A 16,479-nucleotide genomic window follows, 5' to 3' on the forward strand; every position below is an offset into this window, starting at 1 on the left:
GGAACGAGCGGCACACAGAAAGCTCGACCGGCACGGGGAACGCGTCCTCACCCTGAGGACGCTCGCTCACAGGAGGAAACCGTGCGCAAGATCCGCAACCTGCTCGTCGGCACCGCCCTCGCCGGTGCTCTGGCGGCCGGCGTCGCCGCCGCCCCCGCCGCCTCGGCGTCGACGGAGGGCGCCGCCGCCGCCACCTCGGCCACCCAGGCTCTGTCCCGTCACAGCTTCGGCCCGTACTTCTCCGACTTCGGCGGCCGCGAGGACCGGGGCGACCGCGCCTACGTCAAGGGCTTCTGGGGCCGGTCGGGCGGCCACTACTACCTCGACTTCGACCTGTTCGACCGTGACCGCGACCGCCAGTACGCGTGGCTGGACGTCTACTACCACAACGGCAGCGGCTGGCACTTCTACAAGCGCTACCGCACCTTCGGCCACTTCGGCCACCGCATCGACTTCAACCGGCGCACGGACGGCTTCCGCTTCCGCGTGGGCGAGGGTTCCACCCGTGACTACGACTGGAGCGGCTGGCACCGGTTCTGACCGGTCTCCTCTCTCACGGTGATCAGACCTTCCGGTCTCAGTGAGGGGGACCGGAGGCGGGGGAAGACGAGCGGGTGCTCCTGGGGGGGAGCGCCCGCTCTTCTCGTGTTCAGGCCCATTGGACTGTTCACGGGCATTGGACTGTTCACGGGCATTGGACGCAGGCTTTACCGCTCAGGGCAGTTTCCCGGGGTGTCGCCGGGTAGGTGAGCTTTTGCGAGCGCCCCCCGGGCGCGCCACGAGCACGCGCCCACCCAGGCCCGGTATCGGCGGTACCGTGCGGCCGGGTGGGCGCGTCCGCGCCGGCGCCGCGCGGCAGGTGGTCTGCTCGGACATCGCGCGGCAGGTGGCCCGGTCGGGGGCCGAAGCAGGGGCGGCGGGTCCGCTGCTCTTCCGGGTTCGGTGAGGTACGCTAGTGGTCGGTTGTGTCCGGACAAGCGCCAGGCGTTTCGCAATTCCTCGCCGGTTGTCGTACACTCCTTTGTCGGCTCACTATGACCAATGCGCGTCGGCGGTCAGCTATCGCCGCTCTCTCATGCGCGCTTCAGGTCGCGGCTGCTTAGTGTGCCGATACCTCAGACGACCGATCAGTGAAACGCGAGGGACATGGCCAAGAAGGACGGCGCCATCGAGATCGAGGGCACTGTGGTTGAGTCGCTCCCGAACGCGATGTTCCGGGTGCAACTCGACAACGGCCATAAGGTCCTGGCCCACATCAGCGGACGGATGCGGATGCACTACATCCGGATCCTCCCCGACGACAGGGTTGTCGTTGAACTGAGCCCCTACGACCTCAGTCGTGGGCGGATCGTCTACCGATACAAGTAAGCCCCCCGTCCCGGCAGCGAGGAAGAACCGCCGCGGTCGTGCGTTCCGCACGGCGTCGGCGGGACTACCGGGCAGGGCCGGCGGGCGGGCCGTCTGAGGAACGACAGGGACTATGAAGGTCAAGCCGAGCGTCAAGAAGATCTGCGACAAGTGCAAGGTGATCCGCCGGCACGGTCGCGTCATGGTGATCTGCGACAACCTGCGCCACAAGCAGCGCCAGGGCTGATCGCGGCCCGGGTGAGGCGTCCGGCCCTCAGGGGGCGGACGGGCTCACCCGGAACAACGTAATCGCGCACCACACCCGCGCAGGCGGCCTCAGGGCCGAACCGCGCGGGCGACCCCCGGTCGGAGGCCGGGGCCCTCACCCCGGGCATGGGGAGGGGTAGTGAGGCGCAGGACCTCCGCCACATCGAAGGAGAATGCCCGACCATGGCTCGCCTGGTTGGCGTCGACCTCCCCCGCGACAAGCGGCTGGAGATCGCTCTCACCTACATCTACGGAATCGGCCGCAGCCGCGCCATCGAGATCCTGAACGCCACCGGCGTGAACGGTGACCTGCGGGTCCACCAGCTCAGCGACACCGAGCTGGTGCCTCTGCGTGACTACATCGAAGCCACCTTCAAGATCGAAGGTGACCTCCGCCGCGAGGTCCAGGCCGACATCCGCCGCAAGATCGAAATCGGCTGCTACCAGGGCATCCGTCACCGTCGCGGCCTTCCCGTGCATGGTCAGCGCACGCAGACCAACGCGCGCACCCGCAAGGGCAAGAAGAAGACCGTGGCCGGCAAGAAGAAGCCCGGCAAGAAGTAGTCCGCGACGCGGCGCAGAGCCGGGCCGTCCGACGACCCGATGCCGCGCCGCCGTCCACGCAGCAGGACCGACCACCTCAGGAGATAGCGCTACATGCCTCCGAAGAGCCGCCAGGGTGCACCGAAGAAGGTGCGCCGCAAGGAAAAGAAGAACGTCGCTCACGGGCACGCCCACATCAAGAGCACGTTCAACAACACGATCGTTTCGATCACCGACCCCAGCGGGAACGTGATCTCCTGGGCCAGCGCCGGCCACGTCGGCTTCAAGGGCTCCCGCAAGTCCACGCCGTTCGCGGCGCAGATGGCCGCCGAGAACGCCGCCCGCCGCGCCATGGAGCACGGCATGCGCAAGGTCGACGTCTTCGTCAAGGGCCCCGGCTCCGGTCGTGAGACCGCGATCCGGTCCCTCCAGGCCACCGGCCTTGAGGTGGGGTCCATCCAGGACGTGACCCCGGTTCCGCACAATGGCTGCCGTCCGCCCAAGCGCCGCCGCGTCTGAGGCCCAGGAGAAATAGAGAAATGGCTCGTTACACCGGAGCGGACTGCAAGCTCTGCCGCCGTGAGAAGACCAAGCTCTTCCTCAAGGGCAGCAAGTGTGAGTCCCCCAAGTGCCCCATCGAGATCCGTCCTTACCCTCCGGGTGAGCACGGCCGCGGCCGTCCCAAGGAGTCTGAGTACCAGCTCCAGCTTCGTGAGAAGCAGAAGACCCGCCGCATCTACGGCATCCTCGAGAAGCAGTTCCGCAACTACTACGAGGAAGCCAACCGCAAGTCGGGCAAGACGGGTGAGAACCTCCTCCAGATCCTGGAAAGCCGTCTCGACAACGTCGTCTTCCGCGCCGGCCTGGCCGTGTCCCGTGACGCCGCCCGCCAGCAGGTGCGCCACGGCCACATCCTGGTCAACGGCAAGAAGGTCGACATCCCGTCCTACCGCGTCCGCGAGCACGACATCATCGAGGTCCGCGAGAAGGCTCGCAACCTGATGCCGTACGAGGTGGCCCGCGCCACCACGGGCGACCGCACCGTCCCGGCCTGGCTGGGCGTCGTTCCCGACAAGCTGCGCGTCCTGGTGCACCAGCTCCCGGTCCGTCAGCAGATCGACACCCAGGTCCAGGAGCAGCTGATCGTCGAGCTCTACTCCAAGTAAGGCTCGAGCAAGTCTGCGGAGCTGTACGGCGTCCTCGCGGAGGCCGTACAGCTTTGGCAGTGAACAACCCAATCGCGGTGGTCAAATAGCGGGCCCCGCGTAACCAGGGGAGAACCCATGCTGATCGCACAGCGCCCATCCCTCCTCGAAGAGTCGATCGAGGAGACCAGGTCCCGGTTCGTCATCGAGCCGCTGGAGCCGGGCTTCGGCTACACCATCGGCAACTCGCTGCGCCGCACGCTGCTGTCCTCCATCCCGGGGGCGGCGGTCACGAGCATCCGCATCGAGGGCGTCCTGCACGAGTTCTCGACCGTGCCCGGGGTCAAGGAAGACGTCACCGACATCATTCTCAACCTCAAGGCCCTGGTCGTCTCCTCCGAGCACGACGAGCCCGTGGTGATGTACCTGCGCAAGCAGGGTCCCGGCGAGGTCACGGCCGCCGACATCGCGCCGCCGGCCGGCGTCGAGGTGCACAACCCCGACCTGCACATCGCCACGCTGAACGGCAAGGCGAAGCTTGAGATGGAGCTGACCGTCGAGCGCGGTCGCGGCTACGTCTCCGCCGCCCAGAACAAGCAGCCCGGCCAGGAGATCGGCCGCGTTCCGGTCGACTCGATCTACTCGCCGGTCCTGAAGGTGACCTACAAGGTCGAGGCCACCCGAGTCGAGCAGCGCACCGACTTCGACCGTCTGATCCTGGACGTCGAGACCAAGCCGTCGATGAAGCCCCGCGACGCGGTGGCCTCCGCCGGCAAGACGCTGGTCGAGCTGTTCGGCCTGGCCCGCGAGCTCAACGTCGAGGCCGAGGGCATCGACATCGGCCCGTCGCCGACGGACGCGGCGCTCGCCGCCGACCTGGCGCTGCCGATCGAGGAGCTGAACCTCACCGTCCGCTCCTACAACTGCCTCAAGCGCGAGGGCATCCACACCGTGGGTGAGCTCGTCGCGCGCAGCGAGCAGGACCTTCTCGACATAAGGAACTTCGGTGCCAAGTCGATCGAAGAGGTCAAGCAGAAGCTGCACGAGATGACGCTGGCCCTCAAGGACTCCCCGCCCGGATTCGACCCGACGGCCGTCGCCGGCGGCGACTACGACGACGACGACGCCCGTTACGTCGAGACCGAGCAGTACTGATCGGCTTCGGCCGGCGACGCATTTTCTGTCAACGGGAGCCCTGGTGACCACCTGGGCTCCCGGCCCGACCCCGGTACCTGACACGGCCGGGGCGGGTTACCTCAAAGGAGAACGACCATGCCCAAGCCTGCCAAGGGCGCACGTCTCGGCGGCAGCCCGGCCCACGAGCGGCTGATCCTGGCGAACCTCGCCACCCAGCTGTTCCAGCACGGCCGCATCCGCACCACCGAGACCAAGGCCAAGCGCCTTCGGCCGGTGGCCGAGCGTCTCATCACGAAGGCCAAGAAGGGCGACATCCACAACCGCCGACAGGTTCTGTCCGTGGTCAAGGACAAGGGCGTCGTCCACCACCTGTTCACCGAGATCGCGCCGACCTTCGCCGAGCGTCCCGGTGGCTACACGCGCATCACCAAGCTCGGCCCGCGTAAGGGCGACAACGCCCCGATGGCGCTGATCGAGCTGGTGTCCGAGCCGCTGAACGCGGTGACGACGACCCGTACGACGCCCGCCGCCGCACCGGTCGCCGCCCCCGCCGAGGAAGTCGTCGAGCTCCCCGAGAACGACGCTCCCACCGCCGAGGCTCCGGCCGACGAGGCCCCCGCCGACGCGGCGCCGGCCGACGAGAAGACCGAGTCCAAGAAGGACGAGGCCTGACCTCTGGCGGCCATCCCGGGGGCTCGCCGCCCCCGGGCCTGGCGGGCCGACCGGCCACGGAACGCTCACGGACGGGCCCAGCACACCACCCGGTGCGCTGGGCCCGTCCGCGTTCGACCACCAAGCCGCACGGTCAGTCCGGCCTCGCCTGACGACGGTGGCGACCACGGCGATCAGCACGACCAACGCAATCAGCACCGCCACGGCGACCGGCGCGAGCACGGCGATCAGCACGGCCGGCGTGATCAACACGACCACGGCGATCAGCACGGCCGGGGCGATCGGCGGCATCACGGCGATCACTACGAGCAGGACGACGGCAACCTCGGCACTCAGGGAGAACGCAGTGCCCGCATCACCGCCCGCAGCACCCACGACCTCCGCGCCAGGCGCGTCGTCGTCCGGTTCCGGCATGGTGCCTTCCGGGGTCGAAGCCGTGCCGGCGGCCGTGTCCTTGGACGACGCGGGAGTGACGCTGCGGCTGCGGCTCGACCTCGGGTACGACGGCACCGAGTTCTCCGGCTGGGCGCGCCAGCCTGAGCGGCGGACCGTCCAAGGTGAGCTGGAGGGCGCGCTCGCCCGCGTCCTGCGTCTCGAAGCTCCGCCCTCCCTGACGGTCGCCGGCCGTACCGACGCGGGCGTGCACGCGCGCGGCCAGGTTGCGCACGTCGACCTGCCCGCCGAGGCGCTGCGGGCGGTCGAGGGACGCAAGAAGGACGCCGGCTCGATGAGCGTGTCCGAGCGGCTCTCCACGCTCACCCGGCGCCTCGCCGGTGTTCTGCCGCCGGACGTACGGGTTCATGCCGTCAGCGTGGCCCCTGAAGGCTTCGACGCCCGGTTCTCGGCGCTTTCGCGGCGCTACGCGTACCGTGTCTGCGACCTTCCGGGAGGGGGCGACCCGCTGCGCAGGCGCGAGGTTCTCTGGTATCCCAGGACCCTCGACATGGACCGCATGAACGCCGCCGCCGCCCATCTGCTCGGAGAGCATGACTTCGCCGCCTTCTGCAAGAGGAGGGACGGCGCCACGACCATCCGCGAGCTCCAGCGCCTGGAATGGGCGCGCGACGCCGACGGCCTGCTCGTCGCCACCGTCGTCGCCGACGCCTTCTGCCACTCGATGGTGCGCGCGCTCGTCGGCTGCCTGCTCGCCGTCGGCGAGGGGCAGCGGCCCGTCGATTGGCCCGCCGACGTCCTGCTGAAGGCCGTACGCGACTCGGGGGTGAACGTCGCCCCCGCGCGCGGCCTGTGCCTGGAAGAGGTCCGCTACCCGGCCGACGACGAACTGGCCCACCGCGCCGGCCAGACCCGCCACCTGCGTACCCTCAACCTCTGAACCCGCCCCGCAGGCGGTCCGGGTGGCCGGGCCGGCGGGGCCCCGTGTGATCGGGGCCCGGCGGCCGGACGGTCAGTCGGTGACGCGCTTTTCGATCACCCGGGCGGTGTAGTCGCGGAAGGCGCCGCTGACCGGGCCGAGGTCCTTCTCCTGTGCGCCGGGCGTGTGCCCGTCGCTGTAGGTGGCGAAGCTGAAGACGATGTAGCGTCCCCAGACCAGCCCCGCGGCGTAGCCACCGGAGATGTCGGCCTTGTCGGTGCCGGTGCCCGTCCCGCCCGCCAGACCGCGGAACCACACGGTCTTGGCGAGGTCCTTCCGCTTGTCGGCCGCGACGGCCGCCCGCTTGGTCGGGAACACGGCGATGCCCGTCGTCACCGCGTAGCGGCGCTTGTTGTCGACGTACGTCGCCCGCAGGACGCGGGTGCACTTCTGGCGCTTCAGCGCCGTGGCGAAGCTGCCCACCGCCACCTTGTCGCACTGCGGCGTGATGTCCACCTTGGCACGGGTGTAGGCGCGCCCGTCGATGGTCACCCGCCGCCGCGCGAAGGCCTCCTTGAGAGTGAGCTTCTTGGGGTCGGTCTTCACCGAGTCCAGCACGGTGGTCGCCGCCACGCTCGGCTCAGGAGAGGCGGACACGCTCGGCTCCTCCTCCGGCAGGACCACATCCACCGACGGCAACGGGTCCGGCATGGTCACCGGCTTGCCCGTGGTGTTGTAGCTCTGGTAGCCGAAGAACGCCGCCGTGCCGATCGCGGCGACCGCGACGGCCACCCCCGCGGCCAGCACCACCCTCTTGCCGGAACGGGGAGCCGGCTCGCCGGATGTGGTCCCGGCGGGCGGCTCGGGCGGGGTGGCGCCCGGTGGGACGAACGGTGGGCGCTCGACCGCGACCTCGGAGGCCGTGGGACGCTCGCCGCTCCCGAAGCTTCCGGTCACCCCGATGCCGATGCCCGTGCCGGGCGCCGGCGCGGTGGTGATGCCGGTGGCCGTCGAAGCGCCGCCGGACGCGCTGCCCGTCGAGATGGCCGATGCCGTCGTCACCGAGGTCGTCGGCGAGGCGGTCGTGACACCACCTGCCGACCCGCTACCGGCGATGCCGCCGCCGACGTCGGCCTGGCCACCGCCGGACGCGGACAGACCGCCCGCGGACGTGGATCGGCTACCGGTGATGCCGTCGGCCGTGGACGGGCCGCCTGCGGAGGCGGCGCTCGACGGGCTGTTCGTCACGCCGCCGGTCGTGGGCGGGCTGTTCGTGAGGCCGCCGGCACCGGAAGAGCCCTTGCCGACGCCGCCGGACGTGGACGGATGGTTTGAGGTGCCCCCGACCGTGGACGGCTTGGCGGCGCCGTCGGCGGGCGAGGGGGCGCCGCCCGGCGGGAGGGGCAGCGGCGAGAGGCTGCGCGGCGCCGGCGGGAGCGGTGTGCCCGGCGCGGGCGCGGGCGGCAGCGCCGTACCGGACGCACCCGCTTGCCACGTTCCCGTGCCCGGGTGGGACGTACCGGTGGCCTGCTGGGTCGTCTCCGCAGAGGACTTCTCAGCGGAGGCCCCGGGCGAGAGCGCGTGCCTGGAGCGCAGTGGGAGCGCGTCGCTCGTCATGGGGGCAGGGGGGAGAGGCGTGCCGGGCACCCGTCCTGGCAATGTCGGGCCCTCGGCCGTGCGCGCCCCTGGCGACCGGTCGTCCAGCGGGCTGAGCGACATCGGCGCGGGCGGGAGCGGGGTGCCCGGCGGACGCGCGGGAGGTAGGGCGGGCCTGGGCGGAGGCCCCGCCTGCGAACGCGGGATGGCCGGCATGCCTCGCGCGTCGTCCTGCTTCCCGGTCCCGGACGGCGTCGACGCGCCGGACCCGGGAAGCGCGGACGTGCTGGAGGACGGTGCCGCGTCCGAACTAGGAGATGTGGCCGACTCGGCCGACACCTCCGGTGCCGTCGGCGTCCCCGACGTCGGGAAGGTGTCCGATGTCGGGGAAGTCTCCGATGCCTGGGACATGCCGGGGGCGGGGGAACCTGACAGGGGGGACGTCGGCGGTTCGGACGGTGGCGCGGTGCTGGGCGCGGGAGGCCGCGGCGCCGGGATGGACGGGGCCGGCACCGGGGGCGGCGACGGCGCAGGAATCGTCGGGGACGGCCGCGGACCGGGCGTCGGGACGGGCGACGGCTGGGACGGCCCCGGACCCGGCGAGGGCTGGGACGGCGGCAGGTCGCGGGGTGCGGTCTCGGCCTGGTCCGCGCCGGGCGCGGTTTCCGGCGTCGCGGGCTTGTCGTCGGCGTTCGAAGGACGCTTGCCCTCCGCCTCGCTGGTGCCCGCGGCATCCCCGGGCCCGCCGGCGTGCGTTGCGCCGGTGCCGTCGCCGTCGAGCATGTCGGGCGGCGGCCAGACCGGCACGTCGGGATATTGCGGGGTTTGAGCACGCCACGTGCCGGCACCAGATTGGTGCCCGGCGTCCTTCGGCGCGTTATGGGACGGCCGTGCGGCATCCTGAGGCCCGGACAAGGCGTCCTGTGGCGTGGACGAGGCGTCCTGTGGCGTGGACGAGGCGTCCTGCGGCCCGGACGAGGCGCTCTGCGGTCCAGGCAAGGTGTCCTGTGGCCTGGGTGGGGCGTCCTGCGGCCGAGATGGCGCATGCGGAGGCAGGGACGGCGACGGCGCGTCCTGCGGCGCCGAAGGCGGCCGGTTTCCGTGCTGCGGTTGAGAAGGCGCCCGCGAAGCGTCCTCAGTTGCCGACGTCCACGGGCCGTCCTGTGGCGGCGCTGCTGTCCACGGGCCGTCCTGTGCGGGCGCCGACGTCCACGGGCCGTCCTGTGGCGGCGCCGACGTCCACGGGCCGTTCTGTGGCGGCGCCGACGTCCACGGGCCGTCTTGAGGCGCCGGCGGCGTCCATGGGCCGCCCTGGGGGGCCGGAGCCGTCCAGGCGCCCTCAGGGGAGGCCGGCGGTGTCCCTGGACCGCTCTGTGGCGCCGGTGGCGTCCATGGGCCGTTCTGTGGCGTCTGTGGCGTAGATGGGCCGCTGTGCGGCGCTGACGGCGTCGATGGGCCGTTCTGCGGTGCGGAGGACGGCCAGGTGCCGTCCTGCGGGGTCGGCGGCGTCCAGGAGCCGTCTTGCGGCGCGGGCGGCGCCCATCGGGCGTCCTGTGATGCCGGCGCTGTCCACGGGCCGTTCTGTGGCGGCGACGAGATGCCGTTCTGGGGGGTCGGCGGCGCCCACGGCCGGTCCTGTGGACTGGGCGGCGCCCACGGCCGGTCCTGCTGTGCGGTCTGCGGGGCGGGGGTCTGGCCCGCGGCAGATGCGGGTGCTTCCTGGCGAGCTGCGGACCAGCTCGGCGGGGGGCTGCCGGGCTGCTGGGAGAAGGACGGCCCGTTCTGGGGGACCGCCGCCGAGGAGGCCGGTGGGATGGCCCACGAGTTCGGCGGGGCGAGCGAGTCCGCCGGACGCGGGTCGATGGCGGGGGCCTCGGCGGCGTCCGGAGGGAGGAGCACCGGCGCGGCCCACATCTGACCCGCGACCGGCACGTTGGGGGCGCTGTCACCGGAGGTGCCGTACGGAGGGGGCGACTGCCATGCCTCTGGCCCGGCCTGCGAGCCGCTTCCCTGCGCGCCGGTTACCTGTATGCCGGCTCCATGCGCGCCGGTTACGTGTATGCCGGTTCCCTGCGGGTGGGTTTCCTGTGCGGCGGTTCCCTCCGCGCCGGCTCCTTGCGGGCCGGTTCCCTGTGAAGCGCCGGTCGTCATGCCGCCGAGTTGCCGGCTTGCAGGGGCGCCGTCCGTCTGGGCGTTCATGGACATGCCGCCGGACAGAGGGCTTGGAGACGTGCCGCCGGGCGGAGGGGACGTCGACAGACCGCTCGGTGCGGGGCTTGCGGACACGCCGCCGCCGTCAGAAGTGCCGGGGGAGCCGACCGATCGGTAGTTGTGCCTCGGCGGCTGGTCGGGATCGAGCCACTCGTAATCGAGAGGGAAGCGATCGGCCGGTCGCGAGGAACGGCCGCCCGTGCCGTGCTCTGTTCCCAGAGGGTTGGACGACCCCGCCGAGGGGGCCGGCGCAGACCCCGTGGCGGCCGTTCCGGAGAGCGCGGTGCCAGGGGTGGTGGGGGAGTCGGAGGTGCTGGTGGTGCCGGTCGCCGACTCAGAGATGGAGGGGCGGTCGGTCAGGGCATCGCCAGAGGCCGGGGCGGTCGTCTCCTCGGCGGAGGAGAGGCCCCTCGTACCTCTGCGGCGGGGGGATCTCACCTCCTGGGTCGAGTTGGAATCCGTCACGCTCTGGTCGGTTCCTGGCACCTGCGGGCGTACCTGCCCGAAGCTCGGGGGTGGCATTGACGGAGCCCCCGAGCTCTCGGTCCCGCGTTCGTGCTCGGATCCGGAATCCTGGCCACGCATACGCGGAAGCGTATCCACAGTCGGAGATCGGCATACCGCTATGGGCGTTTCCTGGTCTAGCTTGCCGAGCGGTTTGTCCGCTTATCTACATATATAAGCGGTTTGGTGGCCAATTGCTCCCTCGGTGAAGTGCCCGCCTGTCTCGACCGGGGCACGGACCGATCGCATCGGTCCGGGAAGGCGGGGCCGGAGGACGGGTCCACGGGCGGAGCCTGGGTCCGGCAGCGCGCGTTCCGGGCCGCGAGGGTGGCCCGGTCGCCCGGTCGCCTCGTCCCGAGGTCAGTTGCTCTTGACGCCGGTGAGCGCGCGGGTGTCCAGCGCCGAGAAGACGGTCGCCTCGGTGATGTCCATCGCCGCTCGGTTGAGACGCTTCAGCTCGGTCTTGGACGGCTTGTGGCCGTCCTTGTACTGGAACCACAGCAGCACCAGGTAATGGCCCTGCGGCCACGCGGTGGCGTACGACTCGCCGCCGCTTCCGAGCAGCTTGGTAGCGGAGTCCTTCCCCTGCAGCGGGTTGACGTAGTCCTGCAGCTCGCCGCCGGTGCCGGTCTTCGCCGCCTTCTTGGCCCCGGCGGCGGTGTTCAGGTTGGCCACGCCGACCGTGCCGATGAGCTTGCCCGGCGCGTCGCGGAAGCTCGCGCGCAGGAACTGCGTGCACTTGCCCGCCGTCAGGACCTTCTGCATCTTGGCGCCGTGCACGGCGTCCTTGCACTTCTTGTCGAGCCGCCGCACCGTCATGATGTACGAGCGTTTGTGGGCGGTGACCTTCCTGTGGCCGAACACCTCTTTGAGCGTGAGGGGCTGCGGGTCGCTCTTGCGCGAGGCCGCGAAGCCGTACTTGCCGCTGCCGACGCGGCCCACCACCGGCGCCTGCGCCGAGGGACCGCCGGCCGAGGGGGACGCCGTGCTGACCGGGTCGTCGCTCTGGCTCATGATGACGATGCCCAGGACGATCACGGCGATCAGGCCGAACACCCCCCCGATCATGAACAGCGGAGCTCGCGACGTGCGCGGGACCAGGTCGAACTCGCTCGCCTTCTTCTTGTCGGGAGGCGGCGGCACGGACGCCGCGGCCTCTCTGCCGCGCCCATTCCCGGCCTGCCCCTGCGCGCGGGGATTCTCGAAGGCGCCGGTCTGCGCGCGGGGATTCTCGAAGGCGCCGGTCTGCGCGCGAGGGGTCTCGAAGGACCCCGTCTGCGACCGTGCGTTGCCGAAGGGGCCCGTCGTCTGCGACGGCACGGGCTGGAAAGGACCGGTTTGGGACGGCGCGGCGTTCGAGGGAGCCGCCTGCTGGTGCGCGGGAGGTTCGAAGGGACGGCGGCCGAGGTCTTCGAACGGACGCGACTGCGCCTGCCGCCCGCCGAGCGACCCGCCTTCGCGCGGTTCGAAGGAACCGCCCCGGGCCTCGCCGAACGCCCCTGCTCCACGCGCTCCGCCGTACGTCCCGCCGGTCTGCGTCCCGCCGGGAGAGGCGTCCGGCCGCGTCTCGCCGAAAGAGCCGAAAGAGCCGAAAGAGGTGTCCGACCGGGTCTCTCCGTAAGAGGTGTCCGAGCGCGTGTGTCCGTAAGTCGAGCGCGCGTCGCCGTTAGGGGTGTTCGAGCGCGTCTCGCCGAGGGCGTCGTTCCTTCGCGTCTCGCCGTAGGGGCCGCTCGTCGATGTCTCGCCGAAAGAGCCGCTCGCCGGCGGCCTGCCGAAGGAGCCTTCGCTGTGCGGGGTGAACGCGCCGCCGCGCGCCCGCGGGGCCTCGAAGGGGCGGACGTCGCCCTCGGGCTCGGGGAAGGCGGTGTTGCGCGGCGTGCCGTACGTCCGCCCGACGTCGAAGGTGGGGTCGCCCGCCCCGCTGGAGGCGGGGTCGCCGTACGAGTGCTGCCGCCGCTCTTCGGAGCGGCCCCACGAGGGCAGGTCAGCGCCGGATTCGGGCGCGACGGGCCATGACCCCGACTCGCGGGCGGTCGCTTCCGGCTCGGTCTCCGGCCGGAGGTCGCCGGTCTGCCGAGGTGTCTCGTACGGCTGGTAAGGCTGGCGGCGTGGCTGTCGATCCCCGGGGTAACCCATGCGCCGAGACTAGCCCGGCACGACGACATAACAGGTCAGGAATAGCCGAAGTCCTGCGTCCACCAGGTGTCGCCGGAACCGTAGGCGACCCCGACCCCGACGGTGACTATGCGGCAGTTCAGGATGTTGCGGCGATGCCCTGTGTTGGCCATCCAGCCGCGTACGGCTTCATCGGCGGTCTCGTAGCCGCGGGCGATGTTCTCGGCCGCGCTGTTGCCGTACCCGGCCCGGGCCATGCGATCCCAGGGGCTGGCCCCGCCCGGCGAGGTGTGGCCGAAATAGTTCTTCACCGCCATGTCGCGGCTGTGGGCGCGCGCGGACCGGGTGAGCCGCGGGTCGACGCGCAGCGGCGCGCATCCGTGCGCCGCCCGCTCTCGGTTGGTGAGGCGCACGGCCTCGGCTTCGAGCCGGGCGGCGGAGGGAGCCCCGTCGGGCGGCGGCTCCTGCGTTCCCCGGCCGCCCGCCGCGCCGACGCTCGTGCCGGCCGGGACCTCGGAGCCCGAGCCGTCGATGGTGTGGGGCCGTGTGGTGGCCGCCGGAGTGGGACGCGATCGCGGACCGGCCGTGGGAGAGACGTACGCGCGCGCGACGTGGCCGAGCGGGGCGCGGCCGACGGAGGACGTCGCCTTGGGCCTGGGCGCCGCCAGCAGCCGGGTGAGGGTGGGCGTGGGCGTGCCGGTCTGGAGGTAGACCTCGCCGGGACTCTGGGCGCCGTCCAGCCGCACGGCCACGAAGCCGGCGAGAAGGACCAGGGTCAGGCACGCCAGCAGACCCAGCCCGGTCCGCCGATGGGGGAACCGCCGGGTGTGCCGAAGGTGAGGGCGCTGACACATACCGCTGCCAATATAGAGAGGTCAGCTCATGTTAAAGAAGAGACGTGAGGGACTGGTTTTCGTTGGGACATTGGTCTGATCACCAATAGACTGTGGGCGCGGGCCCGTTGTGACGGTCCAGGCGTCGGCGTCGTTCGTTTTGACCCGTGCCTGTCACAGGCGGTAGTCTGCAGGTTCGTTGTGTGCGAATCGGTCCTTCGTGACCGGTGCGCGGCGCGTCCGGCGTCATCTCCCTGCTCGTGGAGACGGAAGGTCTGGGCTGTCGTGCGCCCGCCCATGACCTCCACCAGAGACGCCAACCCGACAGAAGGCTTACCACCGTGCGCACGTTCACCCCTAAGGCCACCGACGTACAGCGTCAGTGGTACGTCATCGACGCCACCGACGTCGTGCTGGGTCGGCTGGCCACCCAGGTCGCGACGCTGCTCCGCGGTAAGCACAAGCCGATCTTCGCGCCGCACGTCGACACGGGCGACTTCGTCATCGTCATCAACGCCGACAAGGTGGCCCTGACCGGCAACAAGCTGGAGCAGAAGAAGGCGTACCGCCACTCGGGCTACCCGGGCGGTCTGCGCTCGGTCTCCTACAGCGAGCTGCTGGAGAAGCGGCCGGACCGGGCCGTGGAGAAGGCCGTGAAGGGCATGCTGCCCAAGAACTCCCTCGGTCGGAAGATGGCCAAGAAGCTCAAGGTCTATGCCGGTGCCGAGCACCCGCACCTGGCGCAGCAGCCGGTGCCGTTCGAGATCACCCAGGTCGCCCAGTAGTCGTACGCCGTTGGCCGACGGCCGACGCGAGATCGAAAGTTAGAGGAGAACCGTGGCTGAGCCCACCGGTGTCGAGACGCCCCTCGAGGGCGAGCTGGACATTGCGGACAACTCCGAGGAGTTCCCGTCCGAGTACACCAGCGAGTCCGCTCCCAGCAGCGAGGTCGCCGCACGTAAGCCCATCACCACGGGCAACTCTTACGGCACCGGCCGCCGCAAGGAGGCCATCGCCCGGGTCCGCATCATGCCGGGCACCGGCAAGTGGACCATCGAGGGCCGCTCGCTGGAGAACTACTTCCCGAACAAGGTCCACCAGCAGATCGTCAACGAGCCGTTCGTGACGCTCGGCGCCGAGGACCAGTTCGACGTCTTCGTCCGCATCGACGGTGGCGGCGTGACCGGCCAGGCCGGCGCCGTGCGCATGGGCCTCGCCCGCGCGCTCACCGCGCTGGACTCCGAGGTCAACCGTCCGCCGCTGAAGAAGGCCGGCTTCCTCACCCGCGACGCCCGTGAGACGGAGCGGAAGAAGGCCGGTCTGAAGAAGGCCCGTAAGGCTCCGCAGTACAGCAAGCGTTGACGGGTCGGCTCTTCGGCACCGACGGGGTTCGTGGGGTCGCGGGTCGCGACCTCACGGCCGAGCTCGCCATGGACCTTTCGGTCGCGGCGGCTCACGTCCTCGGTGACGCGGGCGCGTTCGAGTCGAGCGTCGGGCGGCGTGGCCGCCCGGTCGCCGTCGTGGGCCGGGACCCGCGCGCCTCGGGGGAGTTCCTCGAGGCCGCCGTGGTCGCCGGCCTCGCGTCGTCCGGTGTGGACGTGCTGCGCCTCGGCGTGCTGCCCACCCCGGCCGTCGCCTATCTGACCTCGGCCCTCGGGGCCGACCTCGGGGTCATGATCTCCGCTTCGCACAACCCGGCACCGGACAACGGCATCAAGTTCTTCGCCCGGGGCGGGTACAAGCTGCCCGACGCGGTCGAGAACGACATCGAGCAGCGGCTCGGCGAGAAGTGGAGCCGTCCGGTCGGCGCGGCCGTCGGGCGGGTCCGTGAGGCGTACGGCGAAGCCGACCGCTACGTCTCCCACCTGCTCGAAACGCTGCCGGGACGCCTGGACGGGCTGCGCGTGATCGTCGACTGCGCGCACGGCGCCGCGCACATGGTGGCTCCCGAGGCGCTGCTGCGCGCGGGGGCCGTCGTCGAGACGATCGGCGCCTCGCCCGACGGCCTCAACATCAACGAGGGCGTCGGCTCCACCCACCTCGACGCCTTGCGCGAGGCCGTCGTGGAGCGCGGGGCCGACGCCGGCATCGCCTACGACGGCGACGCCGACCGCTGCCTGGCGGTGACGGCGTCCGGCGAGATCGTGGACGGCGACCAGATCATGGTGGTGCTGGCGCTGGCCATGCACTCCGCCGGCACCCTCGTCCAGGACACCGTCGTGGCGACCATCATGTCCAACCTGGGCTTCAAGCACGCCTTGACCAAGGCGGGGCTGACCATGGTGGAGACCGCCGTCGGCGACCGCTACGTCCTTGAGGCCATGCAGGCGGGCGGGTACAACCTGGGCGGTGAGCAGTCGGGCCACGTCCTGCTGCTCGACCACGCCACCACCGGCGACGGGCTGCTCACCTCGCTGCACCTGCTGGCCGAGGTCACCCGGTCGGGCCGTTCCCTCGCCGAGCTGGCCTCGGTCATGACGCGGCTGCCGCAGGTGCTGGTGAACGTCCGCGACGTCTCCAAGGCCAAGGCGGCCGGCTCGCTGGAGCTCGCCGCCGCCGTGGCCGCCGCTGAGGAGTCGCTCGGCGACGGCGGCCGGGTGCTCATCCGGCCGAGCGGCACCGAGCCGATGGTCCGCGTCATGGTGGAGGCCGAGTCCCAGGACGAGGCCGAGGCCATCGCGAACAAGCTGGCCGAGGTCGTCCGCACCACTTGCGGATAGCCGGTCTCGGTCCAACGCCGTGGTCCCCCGTACGACTTGTCGTACGGGGGACGCTCATGTCCGGCGCCGCCGCGCCC

General features: G+C 71.2%; 18 protein-coding genes. 13 read left to right on the plus strand and 5 right to left on the minus strand.

The window, feature by feature from the left end:
- Positions 1 to 81: 81 nt before the first annotated feature.
- From ACZ6QO_RS17045 to truA, 9 genes are all read left to right on the plus strand, one after another.
- The gene (locus tag ACZ6QO_RS17045; RefSeq protein ID WP_465851651.1) at positions 82 to 540 is read left to right on the plus strand and encodes a hypothetical protein; all 459 of its coding nucleotides are present in this window, start codon (positions 82 to 84) and stop codon (positions 538 to 540) included.
- A gap of 606 nt (positions 541 to 1,146) precedes the next feature.
- Positions 1,147 to 1,368, plus strand: coding sequence for a translation initiation factor IF-1 (gene infA, locus ACZ6QO_RS17050; RefSeq protein WP_012887858.1), 222 nt, complete (start codon positions 1,147 to 1,149; stop codon positions 1,366 to 1,368).
- A 112-nt stretch (positions 1,369 to 1,480) separates the two neighbouring features.
- A complete protein-coding gene (gene rpmJ, locus ACZ6QO_RS17055) occupies positions 1,481 to 1,594 on the plus strand; it encodes a 50S ribosomal protein L36 (protein WP_003956441.1) in 114 nt (37 codons plus the stop codon).
- Positions 1,595 to 1,797: 203 nt separating this feature from the next.
- Positions 1,798 to 2,178: a 30S ribosomal protein S13 gene (gene rpsM / locus ACZ6QO_RS17060; RefSeq protein WP_465851652.1), complete on the plus strand. Its 381-nt coding sequence runs from the start codon at positions 1,798 to 1,800 to the stop codon at positions 2,176 to 2,178.
- Positions 2,179 to 2,271: 93 nt separating this feature from the next.
- Positions 2,272 to 2,676 carry a 30S ribosomal protein S11 gene (gene rpsK / locus ACZ6QO_RS17065; RefSeq protein ID WP_012887860.1) on the plus strand — a complete coding sequence of 135 codons (405 nt, stop codon included), beginning with the start codon at positions 2,272 to 2,274 and terminating at the stop codon, positions 2,674 to 2,676.
- Between the two features lie 20 nt (positions 2,677 to 2,696).
- Positions 2,697 to 3,323, plus strand: a complete 627-nt coding sequence (gene rpsD, locus ACZ6QO_RS17070; protein WP_465851653.1) for a 30S ribosomal protein S4 — start codon at positions 2,697 to 2,699, stop codon at positions 3,321 to 3,323.
- 117 nt (positions 3,324 to 3,440) lie between these two features.
- The gene (locus tag ACZ6QO_RS17075) at positions 3,441 to 4,457 is read left to right on the plus strand and encodes a DNA-directed RNA polymerase subunit alpha (protein WP_114032755.1); all 1,017 of its coding nucleotides are present in this window, start codon (positions 3,441 to 3,443) and stop codon (positions 4,455 to 4,457) included.
- A 117-nt stretch (positions 4,458 to 4,574) separates the two neighbouring features.
- The gene (rplQ, locus tag ACZ6QO_RS17080; protein WP_465851656.1) at positions 4,575 to 5,111 is read left to right on the plus strand and encodes a 50S ribosomal protein L17; all 537 of its coding nucleotides are present in this window, start codon (positions 4,575 to 4,577) and stop codon (positions 5,109 to 5,111) included.
- Between the two features lie 412 nt (positions 5,112 to 5,523).
- A complete protein-coding gene (gene truA / locus ACZ6QO_RS17085) occupies positions 5,524 to 6,444 on the plus strand; it encodes a tRNA pseudouridine(38-40) synthase TruA (RefSeq protein ID WP_465852006.1) in 921 nt (306 codons plus the stop codon).
- 72 nt (positions 6,445 to 6,516) lie between these two features.
- Here truA and ACZ6QO_RS17090 read toward each other — a convergent pair whose 3' ends face one another.
- A complete protein-coding gene (locus ACZ6QO_RS17090) occupies positions 6,517 to 8,040 on the minus strand; it encodes a hypothetical protein (RefSeq protein ID WP_465851657.1) in 1,524 nt (507 codons plus the stop codon).
- Between the two features lie 193 nt (positions 8,041 to 8,233).
- Here ACZ6QO_RS17090 and ACZ6QO_RS17095 point away from each other — a divergent pair, with 193 nt between their 5' ends.
- Entirely contained in the window at positions 8,234 to 8,848 is a 615-nt protein-coding gene (locus ACZ6QO_RS17095; protein WP_465851659.1) for a hypothetical protein, read from the plus strand.
- A gap of 306 nt (positions 8,849 to 9,154) precedes the next feature.
- Here ACZ6QO_RS17095 and ACZ6QO_RS17100 read toward each other — a convergent pair whose 3' ends face one another.
- The 4 genes from ACZ6QO_RS17100 to ACZ6QO_RS17115 form a co-directional block, all read right to left on the minus strand.
- Positions 9,155 to 9,322, minus strand: coding sequence for a hypothetical protein (locus ACZ6QO_RS17100; protein ID WP_465851660.1), 168 nt, complete (start codon positions 9,320 to 9,322; stop codon positions 9,155 to 9,157).
- A 36-nt stretch (positions 9,323 to 9,358) separates the two neighbouring features.
- Complete coding sequence (locus ACZ6QO_RS17105) at positions 9,359 to 9,676, minus strand: hypothetical protein (RefSeq protein WP_465851662.1); 318 nt, start codon at positions 9,674 to 9,676, stop codon at positions 9,359 to 9,361.
- Positions 9,677 to 11,094: 1,418 nt separating this feature from the next.
- On the minus strand, positions 11,095 to 12,870 hold the full coding sequence (locus ACZ6QO_RS17110) for a hypothetical protein (protein WP_465851663.1): 1,776 nt from the start codon (positions 12,868 to 12,870) through the stop codon (positions 11,095 to 11,097).
- Between the two features lie 35 nt (positions 12,871 to 12,905).
- Positions 12,906 to 13,703 (minus strand): CAP domain-containing protein, encoded by a 798-nt coding sequence (locus ACZ6QO_RS17115; RefSeq protein WP_465851665.1) that lies wholly within the window; start codon positions 13,701 to 13,703, stop codon positions 12,906 to 12,908.
- 320 nt (positions 13,704 to 14,023) lie between these two features.
- Between ACZ6QO_RS17115 and rplM the strand changes: the two genes are divergently transcribed.
- From rplM to glmM, 3 genes are read left to right on the plus strand one after another with little or no spacing between them, the layout of a single operon-like run.
- A complete protein-coding gene (gene rplM, locus ACZ6QO_RS17120; protein WP_465851666.1) occupies positions 14,024 to 14,467 on the plus strand; it encodes a 50S ribosomal protein L13 in 444 nt (147 codons plus the stop codon).
- Between the two features lie 52 nt (positions 14,468 to 14,519).
- The gene (gene rpsI, locus ACZ6QO_RS17125) at positions 14,520 to 15,044 is read left to right on the plus strand and encodes a 30S ribosomal protein S9 (RefSeq protein WP_465851667.1); all 525 of its coding nucleotides are present in this window, start codon (positions 14,520 to 14,522) and stop codon (positions 15,042 to 15,044) included.
- On the plus strand, positions 15,041 to 16,402 hold the full coding sequence (gene glmM, locus ACZ6QO_RS17130; RefSeq protein ID WP_465851669.1) for a phosphoglucosamine mutase: 1,362 nt from the start codon (positions 15,041 to 15,043) through the stop codon (positions 16,400 to 16,402). The genes rpsI and glmM overlap by 4 nt, the downstream gene beginning before the upstream one ends.
- Positions 16,403 to 16,479: the final 77 nt, after the last annotated feature.

The sequence above is a fragment of the Sphaerisporangium sp. NPDC049457 genome, from assembly GCF_055586705.1.

What these genes read in the sequence shown, in the direction of transcription:
- infA (WP_012887858.1), top strand. Translation starts at nt 1,147, where the DNA reads ATGGCCAAGAAGGACGGCGCCATCGAGATCGAGGGCACTGTGGTTGAG.
- rpmJ (WP_003956441.1), top strand. Translation starts at nt 1,481, where the DNA reads ATGAAGGTCAAGCCGAGCGTCAAGAAGATCTGCGACAAGTGCAAGGTG.
- rpsM (WP_465851652.1), top strand. Translation starts at nt 1,798, where the DNA reads ATGGCTCGCCTGGTTGGCGTCGACCTCCCCCGCGACAAGCGGCTGGAG.
- rpsK (WP_012887860.1), top strand. Translation starts at nt 2,272, where the DNA reads ATGCCTCCGAAGAGCCGCCAGGGTGCACCGAAGAAGGTGCGCCGCAAG.
- rpsD (WP_465851653.1), top strand. Translation starts at nt 2,697, where the DNA reads ATGGCTCGTTACACCGGAGCGGACTGCAAGCTCTGCCGCCGTGAGAAG.
- ACZ6QO_RS17075 (WP_114032755.1), top strand. Translation starts at nt 3,441, where the DNA reads ATGCTGATCGCACAGCGCCCATCCCTCCTCGAAGAGTCGATCGAGGAG.
- rplQ (WP_465851656.1), top strand. Translation starts at nt 4,575, where the DNA reads ATGCCCAAGCCTGCCAAGGGCGCACGTCTCGGCGGCAGCCCGGCCCAC.
- truA (WP_465852006.1), top strand. Translation starts at nt 5,524, where the DNA reads ATGGTGCCTTCCGGGGTCGAAGCCGTGCCGGCGGCCGTGTCCTTGGAC.
- ACZ6QO_RS17090 (WP_465851657.1), bottom strand. Translation starts at nt 8,040, where the DNA reads ATGACGAGCGACGCGCTCCCACTGCGCTCCAGGCACGCGCTCTCGCCC.
- ACZ6QO_RS17095 (WP_465851659.1), top strand. Translation starts at nt 8,234, where the DNA reads ATGCCTCGCGCGTCGTCCTGCTTCCCGGTCCCGGACGGCGTCGACGCG.
- ACZ6QO_RS17100 (WP_465851660.1), bottom strand. Translation starts at nt 9,322, where the DNA reads ATGGACGCCGCCGGCGCCTCAAGACGGCCCGTGGACGTCGGCGCCGCC.
- ACZ6QO_RS17110 (WP_465851663.1), bottom strand. Translation starts at nt 12,870, where the DNA reads ATGGGTTACCCCGGGGATCGACAGCCACGCCGCCAGCCTTACCAGCCG.
- ACZ6QO_RS17115 (WP_465851665.1), bottom strand. Translation starts at nt 13,703, where the DNA reads ATGTGTCAGCGCCCTCACCTTCGGCACACCCGGCGGTTCCCCCATCGG.